The sequence below is a fragment of the Parahoeflea alexandrii genome (assembly GCF_024105735.1).
Taxonomy (GTDB): domain Bacteria; phylum Pseudomonadota; class Alphaproteobacteria; order Rhizobiales; family Rhizobiaceae; genus Hoeflea; species Hoeflea alexandrii.
Window position 1 is genome coordinate 1,883,832 of record NZ_JAAAML010000001.1, and the last position, 21,769, is coordinate 1,905,600.

Annotated in this window: 15 protein-coding genes; 11 read left to right on the plus strand and 4 right to left on the minus strand. The window is 61.2% G+C overall.

Annotated elements, in window-relative coordinates:
- Window positions 1–21 precede the first annotated feature (21 nt).
- The gene (locus GTW23_RS08790; protein ID WP_252915422.1) at window positions 22–1,221 is read right to left on the minus strand and encodes a UbiH/UbiF family hydroxylase; all 1,200 of its coding nucleotides are present in this window, start codon (window positions 1,219–1,221) and stop codon (window positions 22–24) included.
- Between the two features lie 92 nt (window positions 1,222–1,313).
- Here GTW23_RS08790 and GTW23_RS08795 point away from each other — a divergent pair, with 92 nt between their 5' ends.
- The 8 genes from GTW23_RS08795 to GTW23_RS08830 all read left to right on the plus strand — a co-directional run bounded on the left by GTW23_RS08795 (window position 1,314) and on the right by GTW23_RS08830 (window position 9,685).
- Window positions 1,314–2,246, plus strand: a complete 933-nt coding sequence (locus GTW23_RS08795; RefSeq protein ID WP_252915423.1) for a DUF2182 domain-containing protein — start codon at window positions 1,314–1,316, stop codon at window positions 2,244–2,246.
- Window positions 2,247–2,274: 28 nt separating this feature from the next.
- Window positions 2,275–2,892 carry a DUF1326 domain-containing protein gene (locus GTW23_RS08800; protein ID WP_152008769.1) on the plus strand — a complete coding sequence of 206 codons (618 nt, stop codon included), beginning with the start codon at window positions 2,275–2,277 and terminating at the stop codon, window positions 2,890–2,892.
- A 25-nt stretch (window positions 2,893–2,917) separates the two neighbouring features.
- Window positions 2,918–3,646: a phosphatidylcholine synthase gene (pcsA, locus tag GTW23_RS08805; RefSeq protein WP_152008770.1), complete on the plus strand. Its 729-nt coding sequence runs from the start codon at window positions 2,918–2,920 to the stop codon at window positions 3,644–3,646.
- Between the two features lie 61 nt (window positions 3,647–3,707).
- Window positions 3,708–4,682 carry a quinone oxidoreductase family protein gene (locus tag GTW23_RS08810; RefSeq protein ID WP_152008771.1) on the plus strand — a complete coding sequence of 325 codons (975 nt, stop codon included), beginning with the start codon at window positions 3,708–3,710 and terminating at the stop codon, window positions 4,680–4,682.
- A 305-nt stretch (window positions 4,683–4,987) separates the two neighbouring features.
- Entirely contained in the window at window positions 4,988–6,559 is a 1,572-nt protein-coding gene (locus GTW23_RS08815; RefSeq protein WP_375591130.1) for an ABC transporter ATP-binding protein, read from the plus strand.
- Window positions 6,549–7,634 carry an ABC transporter permease gene (locus tag GTW23_RS08820; RefSeq protein ID WP_252915424.1) on the plus strand — a complete coding sequence of 362 codons (1,086 nt, stop codon included), beginning with the start codon at window positions 6,549–6,551 and terminating at the stop codon, window positions 7,632–7,634. The genes GTW23_RS08815 and GTW23_RS08820 overlap by 11 nt, the downstream gene beginning before the upstream one ends.
- Window positions 7,634–8,554: an ABC transporter permease gene (locus GTW23_RS08825; RefSeq protein ID WP_193217255.1), complete on the plus strand. Its 921-nt coding sequence runs from the start codon at window positions 7,634–7,636 to the stop codon at window positions 8,552–8,554. The genes GTW23_RS08820 and GTW23_RS08825 overlap by 1 nt, the downstream gene beginning before the upstream one ends.
- Window positions 8,555–8,605: 51 nt before the next feature.
- Window positions 8,606–9,685, plus strand: a complete 1,080-nt coding sequence (locus GTW23_RS08830) for a BMP family ABC transporter substrate-binding protein (RefSeq protein ID WP_152008773.1) — start codon at window positions 8,606–8,608, stop codon at window positions 9,683–9,685.
- A gap of 82 nt (window positions 9,686–9,767) precedes the next feature.
- Here the strand turns inward: GTW23_RS08830 and GTW23_RS08835 are convergent, their stop codons facing one another.
- Window positions 9,768–10,904, minus strand: a complete 1,137-nt coding sequence (locus GTW23_RS08835) for an acyltransferase family protein (protein WP_252915425.1) — start codon at window positions 10,902–10,904, stop codon at window positions 9,768–9,770.
- A gap of 107 nt (window positions 10,905–11,011) precedes the next feature.
- On the minus strand, window positions 11,012–12,400 hold the full coding sequence (locus tag GTW23_RS08840; protein WP_252915426.1) for an aspartate aminotransferase family protein: 1,389 nt from the start codon (window positions 12,398–12,400) through the stop codon (window positions 11,012–11,014).
- Window positions 12,401–12,651: 251 nt separating this feature from the next.
- Between GTW23_RS08840 and GTW23_RS08845 the strand changes: the two genes are divergently transcribed.
- Window positions 12,652–14,028: a glutamine synthetase family protein gene (locus tag GTW23_RS08845; RefSeq protein ID WP_252915427.1), complete on the plus strand. Its 1,377-nt coding sequence runs from the start codon at window positions 12,652–12,654 to the stop codon at window positions 14,026–14,028.
- 210 nt (window positions 14,029–14,238) lie between these two features.
- Entirely contained in the window at window positions 14,239–15,456 is a 1,218-nt protein-coding gene (gene hemA / locus GTW23_RS08850) for a 5-aminolevulinate synthase (protein ID WP_152008777.1), read from the plus strand.
- Window positions 15,457–15,577: 121 nt separating this feature from the next.
- On the opposite strand, the gene GTW23_RS08855 is transcribed toward hemA, so the two are convergent.
- Window positions 15,578–15,940, minus strand: coding sequence for an ArsR/SmtB family transcription factor (locus GTW23_RS08855; protein ID WP_252915428.1), 363 nt, complete (start codon window positions 15,938–15,940; stop codon window positions 15,578–15,580).
- A 368-nt stretch (window positions 15,941–16,308) separates the two neighbouring features.
- Here GTW23_RS08855 and GTW23_RS08860 point away from each other — a divergent pair, with 368 nt between their 5' ends.
- Window positions 16,309–21,768: an alpha-2-macroglobulin family protein gene (locus GTW23_RS08860; protein WP_252915429.1), complete on the plus strand. Its 5,460-nt coding sequence runs from the start codon at window positions 16,309–16,311 to the stop codon at window positions 21,766–21,768.
- The last annotated feature ends 1 nt before the right edge of the window (window position 21,769 follow it).

The following is a 21,769-nucleotide window of genomic DNA, read 5'->3' on the forward strand; positions in this document are numbered from 1 at the left end:
CAGACATTTCTGAACGTGATGCTACAAGCGCTGGGGTCCTGATTTTGCAAGGCCACTGCGGCGCCAGCCAGGTGTCATGCCTTCGCGCATGGCAAGCAGCCGCAGCGGCGGAATGGCGGACAATGCCGCAAGACCGCCGGCGCGAAGTGCCTGAATCGGCAGGAAGGAACTCAAAAGCGCCCGGTTGAGCAGGTCGACACCGGCCGTCCGGCTGGTCACATCGGCGCGGCGTTGACGGTTGAAGGATCGGACGGCTTCCGCGGCGTTCTGTGGTCCACCGGCGTCCAGAATCGTGCTGACAGCCTGCATGATGTCGCGCAGGCCAAGATTGAGACCCTGGGCTCCGATTGGCGGGAAGGCGTGGCCGGTTTCTCCAACAAGCATGGTTCGTCCCGTGCCGAAACTGTCCGCGATCAGGCTCGACAGCGGCCAGGCCTGCACCTTTCCCTCGACCTCAACCGCTCCAAGGATGGAACGCATTCTTGTTTCGACCTCCCGGTTGAGTGCTTCGCGGGGCAGGGCGAGGATTGCATCAACGTCCTCCGGCCGGACGGCCCAGACCAGACTGGAGCGCTTGCCGGGCAGCGGAACCTGGGTGAACGGGCCCTGTTCGGTGTGAAACTCGGTCGAGGTGTCGGCGTGGGCGATCGAATGGGAGAAGTTGAGCACAAGCGCGGTTTGCGGGTATGTCCAGGTTCTTACATTGATGCCGACCGCCTCGCGGAGTTTCGAGCCGCGACCGTCGGCTGCAAGCACGGCGAGGGCAGAGACCTCGGTCCCGTCTTCGAGAAACAGAGAGACGGCACCTTCCGATTGCTCGGCATTCTCAAGCGGGCTTTCGAACCGCTCGATCAGGTCGGACTTGCGCGTTGCTTCCTGAAGCACATCGAAAAGCGGCTGGTTGGGAATGTTGTAGCCGAAGGCATCGAGATCGATTTCACTCGAGCGGAACGACACCGGTGGGGCGCGGAACAGGCGGCTGGTGCCATCCAGAATCCGCATCGTTCGCAACGGCGCCGAAACGCCGCGGACATCTTCCCATACGTCAAGGCGGGAAAGCAGGTCGATCGATTCCGACAGCAGGGCGGTCGTCCGTCCATCCTGGCGCGGCGGTGCCGGTGCGATGAAGGCCACGCGCCATCCCTCGGCAGCGGCGGCCAGCGCAGCCACGGATCCGGCAAGGCCGCCGCCGACGACGGCGATATCATGATGCTGCTGCAATTCTTCGACCTCTCAACGTGTTACCGATTGCCATCTGGTTGATCCATCCTTTACATCCCCAGACGAACGAACTCCATGGGATCATTTGGCGCATGTTCACGCCCCGTGCAAACACAGACCCGCTCGACGGCCGCTTTGACCGGCTGGACCGGTCCGGCAGGATGATCGCCGGGCTTGCACGGCGTCCGTTGTGGCCGGTGCTGGCAATGGTTGTGCTGACTGCGGGTGCCGCCTGGTGGTTCGTGATGGGAATGGCCGGATCTGTTGCGCAGTTGCAGGGATCGGCTCATTCGCTCGGACCGGGCATGTCGCTGATTTCCCCCTATCTTCCCTTCGAACCCGGTTCATTTGCTGCAACAATCGCGGCCTTGTGCCTGTCGGGGGATGCCGGAATCGGGCTCGCCGGGGGCCCCGTTCTTTCCACCGCACTGGCACTTTACGTCATGTGGTTTGCGATGGCCGCCGCGATGATGCTGCCGACCGCCGCGCCGATGATCCGCACCTATGCCGAGATCGCCGACACAGCCGCGGCCCGCGGCGAGCCGGTGGTTCATCCTGTGGTGCTGACCGCGGGCTACCTGTTTGTCTGGGCGTTGGCCGCGATCGGTTTTACCTCCGTGCAATTGGCTATCGTCCAGATCGCAGACATATCGGCCACCGGACCGGTCCAGGGCCTGATTGCAGGAGGCATCCTGATTGGCGCCGGGCTCTACCAGTTCACCTCCTTGAAACATGCATGCCTGACGAAGTGCCGCAACCCGTTCACGACCCTGTTCGCCCGCTGGAAGACAACCGTGGGCGGCGTTTTCCGGCTTGGTGTCGAACAGGGTGCATGGTGCCTCGGGTGCTGCTGGGCTTTGATGCTGATCATGCTTGCAGTGGGCAGCATGAATGTGGTCTGGATGGCAGCGCTCACGGTGTTCGCATTTCTCGAAAAAACCGAAACCGGGCGGGTGACAACCAAAGCCGGCGGCGCGATAGTAAGTATCTGGGGAGCGGTCCTGGTATGGGTCGCCCTGACATAATAACAAGGGCTTGAGGGAGACAGGATTCATGGCTGATGTAGAGTGGGCTTTGAAGGGTGAACTGGTGCTTTCGTGCAATTGCACAGTTTTCTGCCCCTGCGTGATCTCGCTCGGCCAGCATCCGCCCACCGAGGGCTATTGTCAGACCTGGGCGGGGTTCCGGGTTGATAACGGCTATTACGGCGACACCGATCTTTCCGGCCTCAATCTTGGCCTGATCATGGAGATCCCCGGCTACATGAGCCGCGGCAACTGGACCGCGGGGCTGTTTGTCGACAAGCGTGCCTCTATCTACGCCACCAAGGCCTTCACCAAGATCTTTACGGGCAAGGCTGGCGGAACAACTTCGCTGCTTTCCATCCTGGTCGGCAATTTCCTCGGTGTGCAGCAGGAGCCGATCAGCTATGAGGTCGAGGACAAGAAGCGAATCGTCAAGATTCCCAAAATCATCGACGGGATCGTTTCGCCGATACCGGGCAAGAACCACGGCGAGGATACGGTGATCAGCAATTCCGAATACTGGATTGCGCCGGAAATCATCGTGGCGAAATCCGAACGTTCCAAGATGCGCGCCTTTGGCCGCAACTGGAACTTTGCCGGCCGCTCGGCCGAAATCTGCGCCCTCGACTGGAGCGGCCCGAACTGAGACTGCGCTGGGAGGCGTTGGCGGCATGAAGCTTCCATTCAAATACCGCCGCGTTCCCTACGCGGAGATCAGGGCGTTTTCGGTTCATATCCTGACCGCCAGCGGCTCGTTCATGGCGTTCCTTGCTCTGGTGGCGGCTGCAGAAGAGCGGTTTGTCGATATGTGGTGGTGGCTTGCGGTCGCCATGCTGATTGACGGCATCGACGGGCCGATCGCGCGCAAGCTCAATGTCAAGGAAGTGCTGCCGAACTGGTCCGGCACCATGCTCGACAATGTCATCGATTACGTGACTTACGTCCTGATACCGGCTTTCGCACTCTATCAGAGCGGCATGATCGGCGAGCCGCTGTCCTTCGTCGCCGCGGGACTGATCGTGGTGTCGAGCGCGATCTACTACGCTGACATGGGCATGAAGACGGACGAGAACTTCTTCTCGGGCTTTCCGGTGGTCTGGAACATGCTGGTGTTCACCCTGTTTGTCACCAATCCCTCCGAGATCGTGGCTTTCCTGATCGTGCTGGCGGCAGTTTTCATGACCTTCCTGCCGATCAATTTTCTGCACCCGGTGCGGGTTGTACGCTTGCGGCCGGTCAATCTTACGGTTTTCGCAGTCTGGTCGGTGCTCTCGGGATACGCGCTGCTGTTGCACTTCCAGAGCCCGGACTGGCTGATGTGGGCGGTGATGCTGACCGGAGCCTATCTGTTTGTCATTGGCGGGATCATGCAGCTGTTTCCGGGGTTGGGGCGGCGCTGATCGCAGCCCGCATGAGAGATAACAATCGGCGCAAGCCGAGACCGTAAGAGAGGATACCCACATGAAGGCAATCGTTGTTTCCAAGCATGGCGGACCGGAAGTTCTGGAATGGCGTGATCACGAGGTCGGGAATCCTGGTCCGGGAGAGGTGCGGATCCGTCAGGAAGCGGTCGGCCTCAACTTCATCGATGTCTATTTTCGCACCGGGCTTTATCCCGCACCGCAGGGCTTGCCGCTGGTTCCGGGAAATGAAGGCGCCGGCGTCGTTACAGCCGTTGGCGAAGGTGTCAGCCTTTTCAAGGAGGGCGACCGGATTGCCTATGCAGGACCGATCGGTGCCTACGCGCAGGAGCGCGTGATCGAGGCGACGAAAATCGTCAAGGTTCCCAACGACATCGCGCTTGATGTGGCCGCCAGCATGATGCTCAAGGGAATGACAGCCGAGTACCTGCTTCGGCGTACCTATGACGTCAAGCCGGGCGACACGATCCTGTATCATGCGGCAGCCGGGGGCGTCGGCCTGATAGTCGGCCAATGGGCAAAGGCGCTTGGCGCGACCGTAATCGGAACCGTCGGGTCCAGCGAGAAGGCGGAACTGGCTTCGGCCAACGGCTACGATCACGTCATCAACTACCGAACCGAGGATTTCGTCGAGAGGGTCAGGGAGATCACCGGCGGCAAGGGTGCCGACGTGGTTTATGATTCCGTCGGCAAGGACACATTTCCCGGTTCGCTCGACTGCCTGAGGCCGCGCGGCCTGTGGGCCAGCTTCGGCCAGTCGTCGGGTCCGATCGAGCCGTTCAATATCGGTATTCTTTCGCAGAAGGGGTCGCTCTACGCCACCCGACCGACGCTGTTCACCTACATCGCGACGCGCCCGGAACTGGAAGCATCGGCCAACGCGCTGTTCGACGTGGTTTCGCGCGGCGTCGTCAAGATCGACATCAATCAACGCTACCCGTTGGCTGAAGCCGCCCAAGCGCACAGCGATCTGGAGGGGCGCAAGACCACCGGTACGACGGTTCTGCTGCCATGACAGCGGCGGTGAACTCCAGCAATACGCGCTGAAACACTCTCAGGATAATCTTGAGAAAAGGCGGCGGCTGCTGCTTTTTTCGAAGGGTCTTGAAACGCGAGCGTTGAAATTGCTTGTAGTTTTCAAACGAGCCCCACTTGTGCGACGCAAAAATATTGCGTTTGGTGGGATCTGCGACGATGGCCTGGTCGGAATTCGCTCACTTGAATTTCCCGACCACATGGTGAAGCTTGTTTCTTGTGCTTGCGGAGATAATGCCTCAAAACTGAGCGATTCCGCAGGTGATGAAGTCAGGGGGTGACGTGATCAACGAGCAAACCGAAGCGCCGCTTCTGGAAACCAGAGGGCTGACCAAGATTTTTGGAAGCCTCCGGGCTTGTGACGAAATCGATCTCTCTATTGCTCCGGGCGAAATCCATGCATTGCTGGGGGAAAACGGCGCGGGCAAATCAACGCTGGTAAAAATGTTGTTCGGCGTGCTTGATCCCAGTGCCGGCGGCATTCTCTGGAAAGGCGACCCTGTGACAATCGGCAGCCCGGGAGAGGCACGCGCGACGGGCATCGGCATGGTTTTCCAGCATTTCTCGTTGTTCGAGGCGCTGACTGTCGCTGAGAACATCGCGCTTGCGCTCGACGGTAACGTTCCGATTGACCGGATCTCCGAAGAGGCAAGGCGGCTTTCACTTGAATATGGCCTGCCGCTGGATCCGTCCGCGCATGTCGCCGACCTGTCGGTCGGGGAACGCCAGAGGATCGAGATCGTCCGTTCATTGTTGCAAAACCCGGAGCTGATCATCCTTGATGAGCCGACTTCGGTGCTGACGCCGCAGGAGGCCGACAAGCTGTTTGAAACGCTTGCCAAGCTGAAAGCGGAGGGGCGTTCGGTTCTCTACATTTCCCACCGTCTTGAGGAGGTTCAGCGGATCTGCGACCGGGCCACCGTCCTGCGTCATGGCAAGGTCACCGGGGCATGCGATCCGAGACAGGAAACGCCGTCGTCGCTTGCCCGGATGATGGTGGGCGGCGAGGTGGCCGAAATCTCCGGCGCCGGCCTGGGTGAACCGGGCGAGACGCTGATCGAGGTCCGCAATCTGAGTGCCCCGTCACGCTCGCCGTTTGCGGTGGCGCTCAGGGATATCGATCTATCGGTAAAGGCCGGCGAAATCGTCGCGATCGCCGGTGTCGCAGGCAATGGCCAGAGCGAACTGTTCGACGTTCTCTCGGGCGAAGAGAAGGTTGGCGACGCCGACGCAATCCGGATCCGTGGCAAGTCGGCGGGCCGGATGGGGATCACCGAGCGGCGGCTGCTCGGATGCGGCTTCGTGCCGGAGGAACGGCATGGCCACGCGGCCGTCACCGAAATGCCGCTGACCGCCAATCTGGTGCTGTCACGCCATACATCCGACAGCGCGACATTTCTCTCCGGCGGACCACTGGGGCTGATCAACACCGGTGCCGTGGCAAAGGCCGCCAAACGCATCTGCGAGGCGATGGATGTGCGCAAATCCGGCGAGGATCCGGCAGCAGGGTCTCTGTCAGGCGGCAATCTGCAGAAATTCATTGTCGGACGCGAACTTGACCGGCAGCCGGTAGTGCTGGTGGTCAACCAACCGACCTGGGGCGTTGACGCAGGTGCCGCGAGCCGCATTCGCCAGGCTCTGATCGACCTCGCCAAGAGCGGTTCCGCCGTGGTCGTCATCAGCCAGGACCTTGATGAAGTGTTTGAAATTGCAAGCCGCATCGCGGTCATCAATGAGGGCCGGCTTTCCTCTCCCGAGCCCGCGTCGACCATGACGCGAGAGCGGATCGGCCTGTTGATGGGCGGTTTCCACGATGGAACCGGCCAGGCCCATGCGGAGGCCGTCCATGCGCATTGAGCTGAAAAAACGTGAAAACATGTCGGCGCTGTTTTCGGTGCTGTCGCCGTTCATTGCACTGGGGCTGACCCTGATTGCGGGCGTGATCCTCTTCGTCTCGCTTGGAAAGGATCCGGTCTCTGCGCTCTACAGCTTCTTCATCGAGCCGCTGACCGAGGTCTGGTCACTGCATGAACTGGCTATCAAGGCGGCGCCGCTGATCCTGATCGCTGTCGGCCTGTCGGTCTGTTACCGTTCCAACAACTGGAACATCGGTGCGGAGGGCCAGTTCATCATCGGGGCGATGGCAGGATCGGTTTTGCCGGTGGTGTTCCATGGTTGGGAGTCACCGCTGATGCTGCCGCTGATGCTTATCTGCGCAATGATCGGGGGAGCCGCCTATGCGGCGATTCCGGCCTTCCTGAAAGCACGGCTCAACACCAACGAAATCCTGACCAGCCTGATGCTGGTCTATGTCGCGCAACTGCTGCTCGACTGGACGGTCCGCGGCCCGTGGCGCAATCCGGAAGGCTTCAATTTTCCCGAAACCCGCAATTTTGCCGATAACGCGATCTTGCCGAGGATCATCGAGACCGGAAAGACCCATTGGGGCTTCGGTTTCGCGCTGATTGCGGCGCTGGTGCTCTGGTTCATCATGCGCCGGACGCTCAAGGGGTTCGAGATCAGCGTGCTCGGCCAGTCGGCGCGGGCAGGGCGGTTTGCCGGCTTCTCCGACAAGAAGATGGTCTATTTCGCCTTTCTGATCTCCGGTGCTCTAGCAGGCCTCGCCGGCATATCGGAAGTGTCGGGCGCCATCGGCCAGCTCCGCCCGGTGATTTCGCCGGGCTACGGTTTCACGGCCATTATCGTGGCCTTCCTCGGGCGGCTCAATCCTCTGGGGATCGTTGCGGCAGGGCTTATTCTGGCGCTGACCTATCTTGGCGGCGAGGCGGCGCAGATCTCGATCGGCATCACCGACAAGGTCACGCGGCTGTTCCAGGGCTTGCTTTTGTTCTTCGTGCTGGGATGCGACACGCTGATCCATTACCGCATCCGGCTGGTGTTCGGCTCAGCACAGAAGGGGAGTGCCACCTGATGGATATGACCCAGGCAATCATCCTGACGATCATGACCGCCGCCACGCCGCTGCTGCTGGCGGCCATTGGCGAACTGGTCGTCGAGCGTTCCGGCGTTCTCAATCTGGGCGTCGAGGGCATGATGATCATGGGCGCGGTCGCGGCCTTCGCCATCGCGCAACTGACGGGGTCGGCCGGGCTCGGCGCCCTTGGCGGACTGGTCGCGGGCATGCTGTTCTCGCTGCTGTTCGGGTTCCTGACACTGACACTGGTGGCAAACCAGGTGGCGACCGGCCTGGCGCTGACCATCCTCGGGCTCGGTCTGTCGGGCATGATCGGGGAAGCCTTCATCGGACTTCCCGGCCTGAAGCTGGCGGCAATCGAGATCCCGCTTCTCTCCGACATACCGTTCTTCGGACGCTTGCTGTTTTCCCAGGACCCGATCTTCTACACCTCGATCATCGCGGTGATCGGCGTGAACTGGTTCCTGTTCAGGAGCCGTGCGGGGCTAAGGCTCAGAGCCATCGGTGACAGCCATACCTCGGCACATGCGCTGGGGGTCAAGGTCGTGCGTACGCGCTATCTGGCGGTCATGTTCGGTGGCGCCTGCGCGGGACTTGCGGGGGCTCACCTGTCCATCGTCTACACGCCGCAATGGGTGGAGAACATGACTGCCGGGCGCGGTTGGATCGCGCTGGCGCTGGTGGTGTTCGCCTCCTGGCGGCCAACCCGGGTGCTCGCCGGTGCCTATCTGTTCGGAGCGGTCTCGATCGGGCAATTGCACGCACAGGCGCTGGGTCTGGGAATTCCTTCACAATTTCTCTCGGCTCTTCCCTACCTCGCCACGATTGCGGTACTGGTGATCATATCGCTGAATCGCAGGATGACGCTCATCAACACGCCGGCTTCGCTCGGCAAATCCTTTGTGCCGGAAAGGTAGGCAAAATACCCCCGGCATGATGTCAACAACCAACCAGACAGGGTGAACCCAATGAAAAAAACACTTCTTCTCCTTGCCGCGGCCACTGCGCTCGCCGGCATCTCAGCTCCAGCAAGCGCCGCGGGCATGGACAAGGTCAAGGCCTGTTTCATCTATGTCGGCCCGGTGGGTGACTTCGGCTGGTCCTATCAGCACGATCAGGGCCGTCTGTATGCGGAAGAAAAACTCGGCGACAAGCTTGAAACCGCCTATCTGGAAAGCGTGCCGGAAGGCGCGGATTCCGAGCGCGCCATCGAGCGTTTCGCCCGTTCCGGCTGTAACATCATATTCACAACTTCGTTCGGCTACATGGATCCGACCAACAAGGTTGCCAAGGATTTTCCGGATGTGAAGTTCGAGCACGCAACAGGTTACAAGACCGACCATCCCAACGTTGCGACTTATGACTCGAAGTTCTTCCAGGGACGCTATGTGATCGGTCAGATCGCCGCCAAGGTGTCGGAAGCCGGAATGGCCGGCTACATCGCCTCGTTCCCGATCCCGGAAGTTGTCCAGGGCATCAACTCGTTCATGCTGGGCGCGCAGTCGATCAATCCGGACTTCAAGCTCAAGGTCGTTTGGGTCAACACCTGGTTCGATCCGGGCAAGGAAGCCGATGCGGCCAAGGCGCTGCTCGACCAGGGTGTCGATATCCTGACCCAGCACACCGATTCCACAGCACCGATGCAGGTTGCCGCCGAGCGCGGTGCACATGCCTTCGGCCAGGCATCAGACATGATCGCCTTCGGTCCGGAAACACAGCTTACCTCCATCATCGATGACTGGGGCCCGTATTATGTCGAACGCATCAGCGCGGTTCTCGACGGCACCTGGGAACAGTCGCGGACCTGGGCCGGCATGGCCGAGGGCCACGTCGTGATGGCGCCCTACACCAACATGCCTGACGATGTTAAGGCGATGGCGGAAGAAACCCAGGCGAAAATCACCTCGGGCGAATTCCACCCGTTCACCGGCCCGATCATGAAGCAGGACGGTTCGGAATGGCTGGCTGATGGTGTTGTTGCCGAAGACGGCGAACTCGCCGGCCTGAACTTCTACGTCAAGGGCATCGACGACCAGCTGCCGCAGTAATCTCGCTTCTGCGGACTTATGACAATTGGTGGGGGCGGCTACATTGGCCGCCCCTTCTTGTTATTCCCCGCGTCTGATCGCCCTATTCGGCTGGCGCGGGGTATGGCGTCGTGGTGGGGTATGGTGTCGTGGTCCGGGGCAAGAACCGGCCAACGGGCGCGAACAGCGCGCGAATGATTGCCCGGCCCGCAGGTTCGATGCGGGCGAAAATCCACCAGCTGACGGCAAGCGACAGGACCAGCGCCAGCGCAAAGGCACCCCATTTACCAAATGTCGGCTCCACGGTGTTCATCAGGATGTAACCGGCATTCTGGTGGACCAGGTAGAACGGATAGCTGATGCCGCCAAGCACCAGGATCCAGGTCCCAGCCCTGACATGGCGGCCAAGGATGGCGGCCAACAAGAATGCTGCAACTATGCCCGCATTTGCCAGGGCCACCACGGCGGCACTTGAGGCTTCGCCGAGTCGGAAGACGACATCGAGCCGTTGCACTTCGGCTGCGTGGAAGGTCATGATCAGTGCCACTCCGGCAATCAGCAGACGCAGCGCGCTGGCGCCCTGCGACGTGATCCGCCAGGTCATGACTCCGAGCGCGAAATAGCTTCCATATTCGGTGAGAAACAACAGTTCGATCGGACGTGACCCCAGCATCGTGTTGTTGACCATCACCAGCAGCATCCAGACTGCCACAGCAATATCGGTGTGGCGCGGTAGCACCCGGGTGAACAGGCCGATTGCCACCCAGCCATAGAAGATGATCTCGATGACGATGGACCAGTAGGCACCATCCATGAAGTCGGATCCGAACATCGGCGCGAGCATGGTGAGGTTTGCCAGCCACTCAAACACGTCGGTGCTGTAGGGCGGTTGTGCCCACCAAAGCATCGCCAGGAAGGTGATGGTCATGGCCACCACGTGGGCCGGATAGAGCCGGGCCAGCCGCCCCACCGAAAATCCATACCAGTCGCGGCCGGTGGCCGACCAGATGATGACGAAACCCGAAATCATGAAGAAGAGATTAACGCCGAGATAGCCCAGTGAAACCGAGACGCCAGCGGCAGCAAAAGAAAACTCCAGATAACCGCCTTCCTGAGCTCCGCGGTAGAGGAAATGGTAGACAGCAACCGTCATCGCCGCCGCAAAGCGAAGCAGGTCGAGCAAACCGTTCCGGTTGGCGTCGCTTACACCGGACCGCCCGGATGTTTGACTGCCACGCATGGTGATCTCTCCTGTTGGGATGAGGTTATTCTAGCGCAAACGGAAACGCCGGGTCTGACAACCCGGCGTTAAGCTTAAGCGTAAAGGTTAAGCGGCCTGGCGGCGGCTCAGGCGAGCCCCTGCTTGCGCACATCATTCCAGGCGGCATCCAGTGTCTTCCTGGCTGAAGCAATCAGGACGTCTATTTCCTCCTCGGTGATGCTCAGCGGTGGTGAGATGATCAGCGAGTCACGCACCGCGCGCATCACCAGACCATTGGCAAAGGAATGATCGCGGGTGATTGTGCCGACCTTGCCGACATTGTCGAAGCGCTTCTTCAGGTCGTTTTCATCGGGTACGAGTTCCAGCGCACCGAACATGCCGACCATGCGGGCCTGGCCGACCATGGGGTGGTCCTCCAACGCTTTCCAGCGCTCCTGGAAATAGGGTCCGATCTGGTCGCGGACCCGTTCGACCAGCCCTTCGCGCTTGATGATAGTGAGATTGGCTATTGCCGCGGCGCAGCAGGCCGGATGACCCGAATAGGTGTAGCCATGGAAGAACTCGACTCCCTCGTTGTGCAGGACTTCGGCGATCTCGTCGGAGACCAGAACGCCGCCCATCGGCAGGTAGCCGGAGGTGAGCCCCTTGGCGATCGCCATCAGGTCCGGTTTCATGTCGTAGTAGCCGGAACCGAACCACTCGCCGGTACGGCCGAAGCCGCAGATGACCTCGTCGGAAACGAACAGGATATCGCGGGCTTCGAGGATCCGCTTGACCTCGGGCCAATAGGTGGCTGGCGGCACGATCACGCCGCCGGCGCCCTGGATCGGCTCGGCGATGAAGGCGGCGACATTTTCCTCGCCGATTTCCTCGATGGCGCGCTCGAGTTCTCGTGCGGCCCAGAGGCCGAATTCGTCCTCGCTCATGCCGGTCATCATGCCTTCGCCGAACCAGTAAGGTTGGTCGATGTGGTGAATGTCGGGGATCGGCAGGCCGCCCTGGCTGTGCATGGCGCCCATGCCGCCGAGCGAAGCACCGGCCATGGTCGAGCCGTGATAGGCGTTCTTGCGGCTGATCACCACGTTCTTGCCCGGCTGTCCCTTCAGCGCCCAATAGCTGCGCACCAGGCGGAGGATGGTGTCGTTGGCCTCGGAACCGGAACCGGCATAAAAGACCATGTTGATGTGTTCCGGCGCCAGATCGCTGAGCATTTGCGACAGTTCGATCACTGGCGGATGCGTGGTCTTGAAGAACGTATTGTAATAGGACAGCTCGCTCATCTGCGCGCGGACGGCTTCGACGATTTCCTGCCGGCCGTGGCCGACGTTGACGCACCACAGTCCGGCCATGCCGTCCATGATGCGGTTTCCGTCCGTATCCCAAAGCCAGACACCGTCGGCACGGGAGATGACCCGCCGCTCATCGATTCCCAAGGCGCCATGCTCGGTAAATGGATGAAGGTGGTGCTTGTGGTCGGAAACCTTGAGATCGTGAGAAGACACGTTGACGCGCATTATATCTGTTCCTGATTGTTTTCAGAGAGGCCGCGATGAAATCGGTTTGACCTTTAACCGAGTGTGTGCACAAATTTTCGGCGCGGACAAGCGCCGCGGCTTTCTCCTGGCGCCCGCCGCACTCAAATGTTGTCACTCACGCGATAATGTATATGCATGGGGTCAAAGCGGCACTGCAGTCTAACCTAGTACCGGGTCGTGGCGCGGCAACTGAAAGTCCTGAAGGGGCCCTGAAGGGGCAAGGTGATACTATGCGCGAGAGCGCCAGCACGGAAATGCAAAACGCAGACCTTCCCACAAACGAAGAAGCCGAACGGTTCCTGGCCGACAATCCCGATATTGAATCGGTCGATTTTCTGATTCCCGATATCAATGGTGTGATGCGCGGCAAATGGGGGCCGACCGAAGCGCTCGCCAAGGCCGGTTATCCGGGCATCAACATGCCGTTGTCGATCTTCGGCCTGGACATCTGGGGCCGGGAGGTTGAGGCCACCGGGATCCACATCGAGACCGGCGACATCGACGGCTACTGCCGGGCCATTCCCGGACGCATCAACCGGGCGCCATGGGCGCCGCGCCCCTCGGCGCAGGTGCTGATGTCGATGTACACCGAATCCGGCGAGCCCTGCGCTTATGATCCGCGCAATGTGCTGCAACGCATCGTCGACCGCTATGCTACCAAGGGCCTGAAGCCTGTGACCGCGTTCGAGCTCGAGTTCTACTTGGTGGATCCTGCCGTGTTCCAGCGATCGGGCCGGATGGGCAAGGACAAGGGGCCGGGGCCGGACCAGCAGCAGATGTATTCGCTGTCCGAGCTGCGCGGCCAGAGCGAACTGTTTGCCGAGATCCGCGCTGCAGCCGTCGCCCAGGGGCTGCCGATCGACACCATCATCAAGGAAGCGGCACCGGGACAGTTCGAGGTCAATCTCAAGCACCGCGCCGATGCGATGGCTGCTGCCGACGATACCGTGCTGCTGCGGCGGCTGATCACCGAATCGGCTCACAAGCACGGGCTGCGCGCCACGTTCATGGCCAAACCCTTCCTCGAGTGGCCCGGCAACGGCATGCATGTCCACGCCAGTATCCTTGATGGGGACGGAAACAACGTTTTTGCCGGCGAGGCTGGAGACTTGCGACTTCAGCATGCAGCCGCGGGCCTGCTGGCAACGCTTAAGGACACCTTGCTGCTCTACATCCCGGGCTTCAACGGCTATCGGCGGCTGCAGCCGGGCTCCTATGCACCGACGCGGATTGCCTGGGGGCGCAACAACCGCTCGGTGGTGGTCCGTGTACCGGCGTCCGATGACAAGGCGCGGCGTCTCGAACACCGGATGTCGGGCGCCGATGCCAATCCCTATTTCGTTCTGGCCGGTGTGTTGGGCGGGATGCTCGAGGGGCTGGAGACCGCCAAGCTGCCGCCGCCGCCGGTGGAGGGCAATGCCTACAACGTGCCGCTGCCGCAACTTTCCGACGACATGGACGACGCGATCGAGGACTTTGAACGGTCCGATTTCATCCGGCGTCTGTTTGGTCCGGAACTGCGCAAGATCTTTGCCGAGATCAAGCGCGAGGAGCTCGTCGCATTCGACAATGAAATCACGCCTCTGGAACGCTCGACCTACCTTTGAGAAGAGGCCGACCTATATCGGAAGACGTGGTTTTCGGCCCGTAAACGAAGGGATGCGAACGGCGGAAAACTTCTTCTGGCGATTTGACATAGGACAAAGCTCGGTCGGTCTCGCCTGTGCGACCATATGACTGCCGTCGAAAATTCGATTTCCGGGTTGACGAAACTGGCATTGTCTCGCATCTTGGAAGTGACACATAGGAAGAATACCATGGATTTTGAAGCGTTCTTCGAGGACAAGCTCGGTGGCCTGCACAAGGCCGGCAACTACCGGGTTTTTGCCGATATCGAGCGTCACGCTGGCGGCTTTCCGCGCGCGACGCGTTATCGCGCAGACGGCTCCACGCAGGACGTGACAGTCTGGTGCTCCAACGACTATCTGGGCATGGGACAGAATCCGCTGGTCACCAACGCAATGAAGGAAGCCATCGACCGCTGCGGAGCGGGCGCTGGCGGAACGCGCAACATCTCCGGTACGAATCACTACCATGTGCTTCTCGAAGAGGAACTTGCGGATCTTCATGGCAAGGAAGACGCGCTGATTTTCACATCCGGCTACGTCTCCAACTGGGCGGCACTGGGAACCCTGGCGGGCAAGATTCCGGGCCTGATCGTCTATTCCGACGCGCTCAACCACGCCTCCATGATCGAGGGCATTCGCCATTCGCGCTGCGAGAAGCGGGTCTTCAAGCACAATGATCCCGAAGATCTGCGCCGTCTGATGGCACTGGATGATCCGGCCGCACCGAAAATGGTCGCCTTCGAAAGCGTCTACTCGATGGATGGTGACGTCGCGCCGATAGCGGCGCTGTGTGACGTGGCAGACGAGTTCGGTGCCATGACCTATCTCGACGAGGTTCACGCCGTGGGCATGTATGGACCGCGCGGCGGCGGCATTGCCGAGCGCGAAGGCCTGATGGACCGCCTTACCGTGATCGAGGGTACGCTTGGCAAGGCATTCGGCGTGATGGGTGGATATATCACCGGATCGCGCGCGCTCTGTGATTTCGTTCGCAGCTTTGCTTCCGGTTTCATTTTCACCACGGCGTTGCCGCCGGCACTCGCCGCGGGCGCTGCGGCATCAATCCGTCATCTCAAGGCAAGTCAGTTGGAACGCCGCCGCCATCAGGACACGGTGGCAAAGGTGCGCCGGGCGCTCGACTCGCATGGTATTCCACACATGGAAAATCCGAGCCACATCGTGCCGGTGATGGTTGGCAACGCCTCGAAGTGCAAGTGGATTTCGGACGTGCTGATGGAAAGCCACGGCATCTACGTGCAGCCGATCAACTACCCGACGGTGCCGGTCAAGACCGAGCGCCTGCGGATCACGCCGACACCGATGCACAGCGATGCCGACATCAAGCATCTGGCCGGCGCGCTGAGCGAATTGTGGTCGCAATGCGCACTGGCGCGGGCGGTCGCCTGACGGATACGTGCACATCACGTTTTCAAGCAAAAGCCCGGACAGTGGTGAACTGACCGGGCTTTTTCACATATAGGCGCAGGAAACGGTAATCGTGGCGCCTGCTCGATCGGGTATCGCGCGATCAGTCGGTGGGCTGGTCTGCCTCGTTGCGCACAGGGGCGCAAAACAGCGAATAGAGCGTGCCGATGACCGATGAGACCTCGTGATTGAGGATCGAGTAGTAGATCATCCGGCCTTCGCGCCTTGTATCGACGAGACCATCGAGGCGCAGGCGCGCCAATTGCTGCGAGACTGCAGCCTGGGGCATGGCCAGGATTTCCTCGAGCTCGGAGACGGACTTTTCGCCCTCGGAGAGAATGCACAGGATCATAAGCCGCGTTTCATGGCTGAGTGACTTCAACAGGTCACTGGCCTTGCGCGCCTGAACAAGCAGGAGATTCATTTCCTCCTGATTCATGTCTGTCTTGATTTGAGGCAGTGTCATTTTGGTGCGTGCTCGATGGATCTTGTTTATTGTATAGCGATAATGCGATCTGGAAAAGGGCGGCTGTAAGACAAAGACGTGCCTGCAACCGCTGGGAAGACCGAACACAACAGGCCCGATGCTCCAGTTCATGGATAGTTTCTAGCTTATTCCTGGGGTGCGTTGCAATATTTCCAATCGATTTAGGTGCCGCTTTTGGCCAAGAACGGCAAACACCGGAATCTTCATTGCAAGGCCTTGCCCAGCGCCCTTGTCCGGTCCTACTCTCTTTCTTGAAGATCTGAACCGTCACACGGTCCGATGGATCGGTGCCACCGGGGATCGGATGTTTCGAATTGCCCGATCCGGGTTCGGGCGCGGGAGGTTCCATGTCTGCACTCAACCGCATGCTTGTCTGCACCTTGATTGCGTTGCTGGCCGTGCCGGTGGCGGCACTGTCACAGGACGGACCTCGACGGATCGAAACGACCGAAAATGCCGACTACTTCGGATTTGACCTTCGGACGGTCCAGAATATCGGACTGGACCAGTGCAAGGCCGAATGTCTGACGGACCGGCAGTGCAAGGCTTTTACCTACAACGTCAAAGCCGGATGGTGCTTTCTGAAATCCGACTATAACACGATCAACCCGTTTGCCGGAGCCGTTGCGGGGCGGGTGGTGACCGACGGAGAGCCTGATCTCGGCGCGGCCCCGGATCTGGCATTTGTTCCAGCATCAGTGCTTGACGAGGCGCGGGCTTACCGTGACCGCACACTGGCGCGGTACGGCAATGGCAGCAGCATCGGGGTTGCCGGGCTGGTAAGCCAGGCAGACGCCGCGCTCGCATCCGGCGACATGGATAGTGCAGTGCGCAACTTCGCCATGGCTGCGGCCGCCGCGCCCGAACGCAGCGACCTCTGGGCTGGATTGTCGCGGACCGCACTTGCCTATACGCCACAGGACCAGAACCTGGCGCGCAGCCTTCGTTCGGTTTCGGTCTCCTCGGCAATCATCGCCTACCGGACGTCGCGCACGGTGACGACGCGGGCGGGAGCACTGGCCATTCTTGCCGAAGCGTTCGAGACCACCCAGAACTGGCGTCCCGCGCTCGAAGCCTATCGGGCCAGTCTCGAGCTCAAGGAAGTACCGGCCCTCCGTTCGGCCTATGCGGAGTTGCGGGCAAGCCGCGGTTTTCGCGTCGTTGACAATTCCGTCGACGCGGACAGCGAAACGCCGCGGGTTTGCGTGCAGTTTTCCGAAGACCTGGTAACGAGCCAGGACTATGCCGGCTTTGTCAGTGTTGACGGAACCAGCACCCTCGCAATCGACACCGATACGCGGCAAATCTGCGTGAACGGTCTCTCGCATGGACAGCGTTACCGAGTCGTGTTGCGCCAGGGCCTGCCGTCATCGATAGGGGAAGTGCTTGAGGCACCCGTGGAGCTGTCGGTCTATGTACGGGACCGGGCGCCGTCAGCGCGGTTTACCGGATCGAGCTTTGTTCTGCCCGCTAAATCCCGGCTTGGCATACCTCTGGTAACAATCAACGCGCCCTCGGCGGATCTGAAACTGTATCGTGTCGGCGAGCGTGCCCTTTCTCAGATCATTGCCCGTTCCGACTTCCTCAGGCAACTCGACGGTTACTCGCTCGACACGATCACCGAGGATCTGGGGGCCTCGGTATGGGAGGGCACGATCGAGATTGCCGGTGAGGCCAACCGGGAAGTCACAACCAGCATTCCCGTGGACAGCCTGCTGCCCGAACGCAAGCCCGGGGTCTATGTGCTGAGCGCAGTTCCGCTGGGCGACAAGAGCGAGAACTGGGAAGCACGAGCCACCCAGTGGTTCGTGATCTCCGATATCGGCGTGAGCACCTTTGCCGGCGATGACGGGTTGTCGGTGTTCTTGCGGTCGCTGGATTCGGCCAGGCCGCTGGATTCCGTCGGGCTCACCCTGCTGGCCCGCAACAACGAGATCCTGGGCGAGGCTGTCACCGATGCCGACGGCCGGGCCACATTCCAGCCCGGGCTCATTCGCGGACAGGCCGGACTGGCGCCGGCAGCATTGCTGGCCAAGGGCCCGGACGGCGACTTCGTGTTTCTTGACCTGACCCGCGGCGGCTTTGACCTGTCGGACCGGGGCGTTGCCGGACGCGCCTCTCCCGGCGGGGTCGATGTCATGGCCTGGACCGAACGCGGTATCTATCGTGCCGGCGAGACCGTTCATCTTTCGGCGCTGGCGCGAGATGGCACAGCGAACGCGATCGTAAACCTGCCGTTGACGCTGGTCCTGCAAAGGCCGGACGGCGTGGAAGACCGGCGCATCGTTTCAGACGGCGCGGCCTTGGGCGGGCATGCGCTGGCGCTGGCCCTGCCGGAAAACGCCATGCATGGCGCGTGGCGCGCGGCACTGCATACGGACCCGAAGCGACCGGCCGTGGCGGAAGTGACGTTCCTGGTCGAAGACTTTCAACCGGACCGGATTGAAATCGAACTGGATGCCGGCGATGCCATCGTCAGCCCGGAAGTCCCGGCTGACATAGAGGTTACAGGCCGCTATCTCTATGGCGCGCCAGCAGAGGGACTGGCAACCGAGGGCGACATCGTCCTGAGCCGGACCAGGTCGCTCGAAGGCTTCGCCGGATTCGAGTTCGGCTTGGCGGACGAGGAATTCGAAAATGCCAGAATTTCTCTCGACAATCTTCCGCCACTCGACCAGCGGGGCGAGGCGACTGTCGGGATCGATCTCGATAACATGCCCGACACGACCCAGTTTCTGACGGCGAATGTGACCATTCGGGCCTCCGAGAGCGGTGGCCGGGCCGTCGAACGCTCGGTCGAACTAAAGGTTGCCGCCGAGGGTCCGCGCATCGGCATCAAGCCGCTGTTCGAAGACCATCAGGTGGCAGAAAACAGTCAGGCAGGCTTCCAGCTGATCGCCGTCGACAGAGCCGGATCGCGTATCGCCATGCAGGGCACATCGTGGTCGCTGGTCAAGGTTGAACGCAATTACCAATGGTACCGGCAGGGCAGTTCCTGGAATTACGAGGTGGTCGACTTCACCACAGAGATTGCCGACGGGGTGATCGATATTGCAAGCGACAGCATCGCATCGATCGCGGAGGTGGTCGACTGGGGCCGCTACCGGCTTGACGTGACAGGCGCCGACGGGGCTGAAAGCAGCGTTCTGTTCGATGCCGGCTGGTACGTCGAGGCCAAATCGATCGAGACCCCCGACGGTCTTGAGATCGCTCTCGACAAGGACCGCTACGAGGTAGGGGAAACCGCGCGATTGAGGATGTCGCCCCGCTTTGCCGGCGAGGTTCTGGTAACCGTCGGCACCGAGCGGCTGATTGAGACCGTGACCGCTTCGGTCGGCATGGAAGGTACGACCATAGATCTGCCGGTAACCGATGAATGGGGCGCCGGCGCTTATGTGACCGCAACGCTCTACCGGCCAACCGATGCACAGTCGCGCATGCCGATGCGTGCAATCGGGGTCAAGTGGCTGGCGGTCGAGCCGGGCAGCCGGAAGCTGGATGTCGCACTCGACCTTCCAAATCAGGCAAAACCGCGTGGCGCCTTCACTGTTCCGGTCACGCTCGCCGGGCTGACACCGGGCGAAGAGGCGTTCGTCAGCGTATCCGCGGTTGATGTGGGTATCCTCAACCTGACCCGGCACGAGGTTGCCGACCCTGAAGCCTGGTATTTCGGACAGCGGGCGCTGGGACTTGAAATCCGTGATCTCTATGGCCGCCTCATTGACGGATCGGCCGGCATCACTGGACGGATCCGTTCGGGTGGTGACGGGGCGATGATGCGCTCGGAGGGCAGTCCGCCGCGCGAGAAGCTGGTCGCCTTCTACGAAGGACCGGTCCAGGTCGGGCGGGACGGGACCGCAATCGTGAGTTTCGACATGCCGCAATTCAACGGCACGGTCCGGGTCAATGCCGTGGCCTGGAGTACGGGCGCCGTGGGGCACGCGACGCGCGACGTGATCGTGCGCGATCCGGTGGTCATCAGCGCGAGCCTGCCGCAGTTCCTTGCGCCCGGTGACCGGTCGCAGATCGTGGTCGAACTGGCCAACACGGACGGTCCAGAGGGTGACTACACGGTCGAGCTGTTCACCGCATCGGGAAGGGTTCAGGGCGGCAGCGGGCTGCGTCAGACACTCTCTCTGCCGTCCAGCACGCGCGCCAGCCTGGTAATGCCGCTGGAGGGGCTTCAGAGCGGCGCCGATACGCTGACAATCGCGTTGACGGGACCTGACGGGCTATCGCTTGACCGCGAGGAGACGATCACTGTCAGACCTGCGGCGATGCCTGTGACCACCAAGCGCGTGATCAGTCTTGCCGGTGGCGGCGGCACCTTGCGGATCGACGGTGAGCTGCTGGCTGACAGCCTGCTTGATGGCGCCTCCGTCACTGTGGGAGTGACCCGCAACGCTGCCTTTGATGTGGCGTCGCTGCTGATGGCGCTTGACCGCTATCCCTATGGATGTGCCGAGCAGACCACCAGCCGGGCATTGCCGCTATTGTATCTGAGCGAACTCGGCGATGGCGCCAGCGGTGATGAGGCGGACACCATCCGCAAACGGGTCAACGATGCGATCACCCGGCTCGTTGCCTATCAGTCCGCCTCGGGCAGTTTTGGTCTTTGGGGACCGGGATCGGGCGATCTCTGGCTTGACGCCTATGTCACTGATTTTCTCACCCGCGCGATGGAGAAGGGGTTTTCGGTGCCACCGGTGGCGAGCCGCATGGCACTCGACAATCTTCAGAACACCCTGGCCTATACCACCGATGTGAGCTCGGAGGGCAGTGCCATTGCCTATGCGCTCTATGTGCTGGCACGCAACCGCAAGGCGGCGGCCACCGATCTTCGGTACTATTCCGACAGCCAGATCGACGCCTTCGCCCAGCCGCTTGCCCGCGCACAGATCGGCGCAGCGCTTTCGCTTTACGGTGATCCGCAGCGGGCGGCCGAAAGCTTCCGCTCGGCATTTGAACATGCGCGCTCGACAGCAACCCTCGTGGGTGCGCGCAACGACTATGGTTCGGCGCTCCGCGACGGTGCGGCGATGCTGGCACTGGCGGCAGAATCGACTCCGACCCCGGGCATTGTTCCCGAACTGGTCCGCTTTGTCGGCGAGGCCAAGTCAGCGCGGCAATCAACCAGCACGCAGGAAGATGCCTGGATGGTGCTTGCCGCCCGGGCGATTACGGCGGGCAACAGGTCGATCTCGGTCAATGTCAACGGACAAGCTTTTGCCGGCGCCTATGAGACGCGGCTGAGCGGCGAGACCATCCGCGACAACCCGCTGACCATCGTCAACCAGGGCGCTGATCCAGTGGATGCAGTTGTGACCACGATTGCAGCACCCTCCCAACCACTGAGCGCCGGCGGAACCGGGTTCCTGATCAACAGGAGTTACTACACGCTGGATGGACAGCCGGCCTCGATATCCTCGGTGCAGCAGAACGAGCGCTTTCTGGTGGTGCTGCAGATGCGTGAAGCCAACGCCTGGCCGTCGCGTGTGGTGGTCACCGATCTGCTGCCTGCGGGGCTTGTCATAGACAATCCACGGCTTGTCGGCAGCGCCGAACTGGGCAATTTCCCGTGGCTGGGCGAGGTTTCGGCGAGCCATTCAGAGTTCCGCAGCGACCGGTTCATGGCAGCATTCGACCGCGGCGCCACCTCGAACAGGGATTTTGTGGCTGCCTATGTGGTCCGCGCCGTAACGCCCGGCATCTACAATCATCCTGCCGCGGTGGTGGAAGACATGTACCGGCCCGAACTCGCGGCGCGGACGGCGACCGGCTTCATGGAAGTACTCGGATCGCCATGAA

What these genes read in the sequence shown, in the direction of transcription:
- GTW23_RS08860 (WP_252915429.1), top strand. Translation starts at nt 16,309, where the DNA reads ATGTCTGCACTCAACCGCATGCTTGTCTGCACCTTGATTGCGTTGCTG.
- GTW23_RS08835 (WP_252915425.1), bottom strand. Translation starts at nt 10,904, where the DNA reads ATGCGTGGCAGTCAAACATCCGGGCGGTCCGGTGTAAGCGACGCCAAC.
- GTW23_RS08810 (WP_152008771.1), top strand. Translation starts at nt 3,708, where the DNA reads ATGAAGGCAATCGTTGTTTCCAAGCATGGCGGACCGGAAGTTCTGGAA.
- pcsA (WP_152008770.1), top strand. Translation starts at nt 2,918, where the DNA reads ATGAAGCTTCCATTCAAATACCGCCGCGTTCCCTACGCGGAGATCAGG.
- GTW23_RS08800 (WP_152008769.1), top strand. Translation starts at nt 2,275, where the DNA reads ATGGCTGATGTAGAGTGGGCTTTGAAGGGTGAACTGGTGCTTTCGTGC.
- GTW23_RS08840 (WP_252915426.1), bottom strand. Translation starts at nt 12,400, where the DNA reads ATGCGCGTCAACGTGTCTTCTCACGATCTCAAGGTTTCCGACCACAAG.
- GTW23_RS08830 (WP_152008773.1), top strand. Translation starts at nt 8,606, where the DNA reads ATGAAAAAAACACTTCTTCTCCTTGCCGCGGCCACTGCGCTCGCCGGC.
- GTW23_RS08825 (WP_193217255.1), top strand. Translation starts at nt 7,634, where the DNA reads ATGGATATGACCCAGGCAATCATCCTGACGATCATGACCGCCGCCACG.
- GTW23_RS08855 (WP_252915428.1), bottom strand. Translation starts at nt 15,940, where the DNA reads ATGACACTGCCTCAAATCAAGACAGACATGAATCAGGAGGAAATGAAT.
- GTW23_RS08820 (WP_252915424.1), top strand. Translation starts at nt 6,549, where the DNA reads ATGCGCATTGAGCTGAAAAAACGTGAAAACATGTCGGCGCTGTTTTCG.
- GTW23_RS08845 (WP_252915427.1), top strand. Translation starts at nt 12,652, where the DNA reads ATGCGCGAGAGCGCCAGCACGGAAATGCAAAACGCAGACCTTCCCACA.
- hemA (WP_152008777.1), top strand. Translation starts at nt 14,239, where the DNA reads ATGGATTTTGAAGCGTTCTTCGAGGACAAGCTCGGTGGCCTGCACAAG.
- GTW23_RS08795 (WP_252915423.1), top strand. Translation starts at nt 1,314, where the DNA reads ATGTTCACGCCCCGTGCAAACACAGACCCGCTCGACGGCCGCTTTGAC.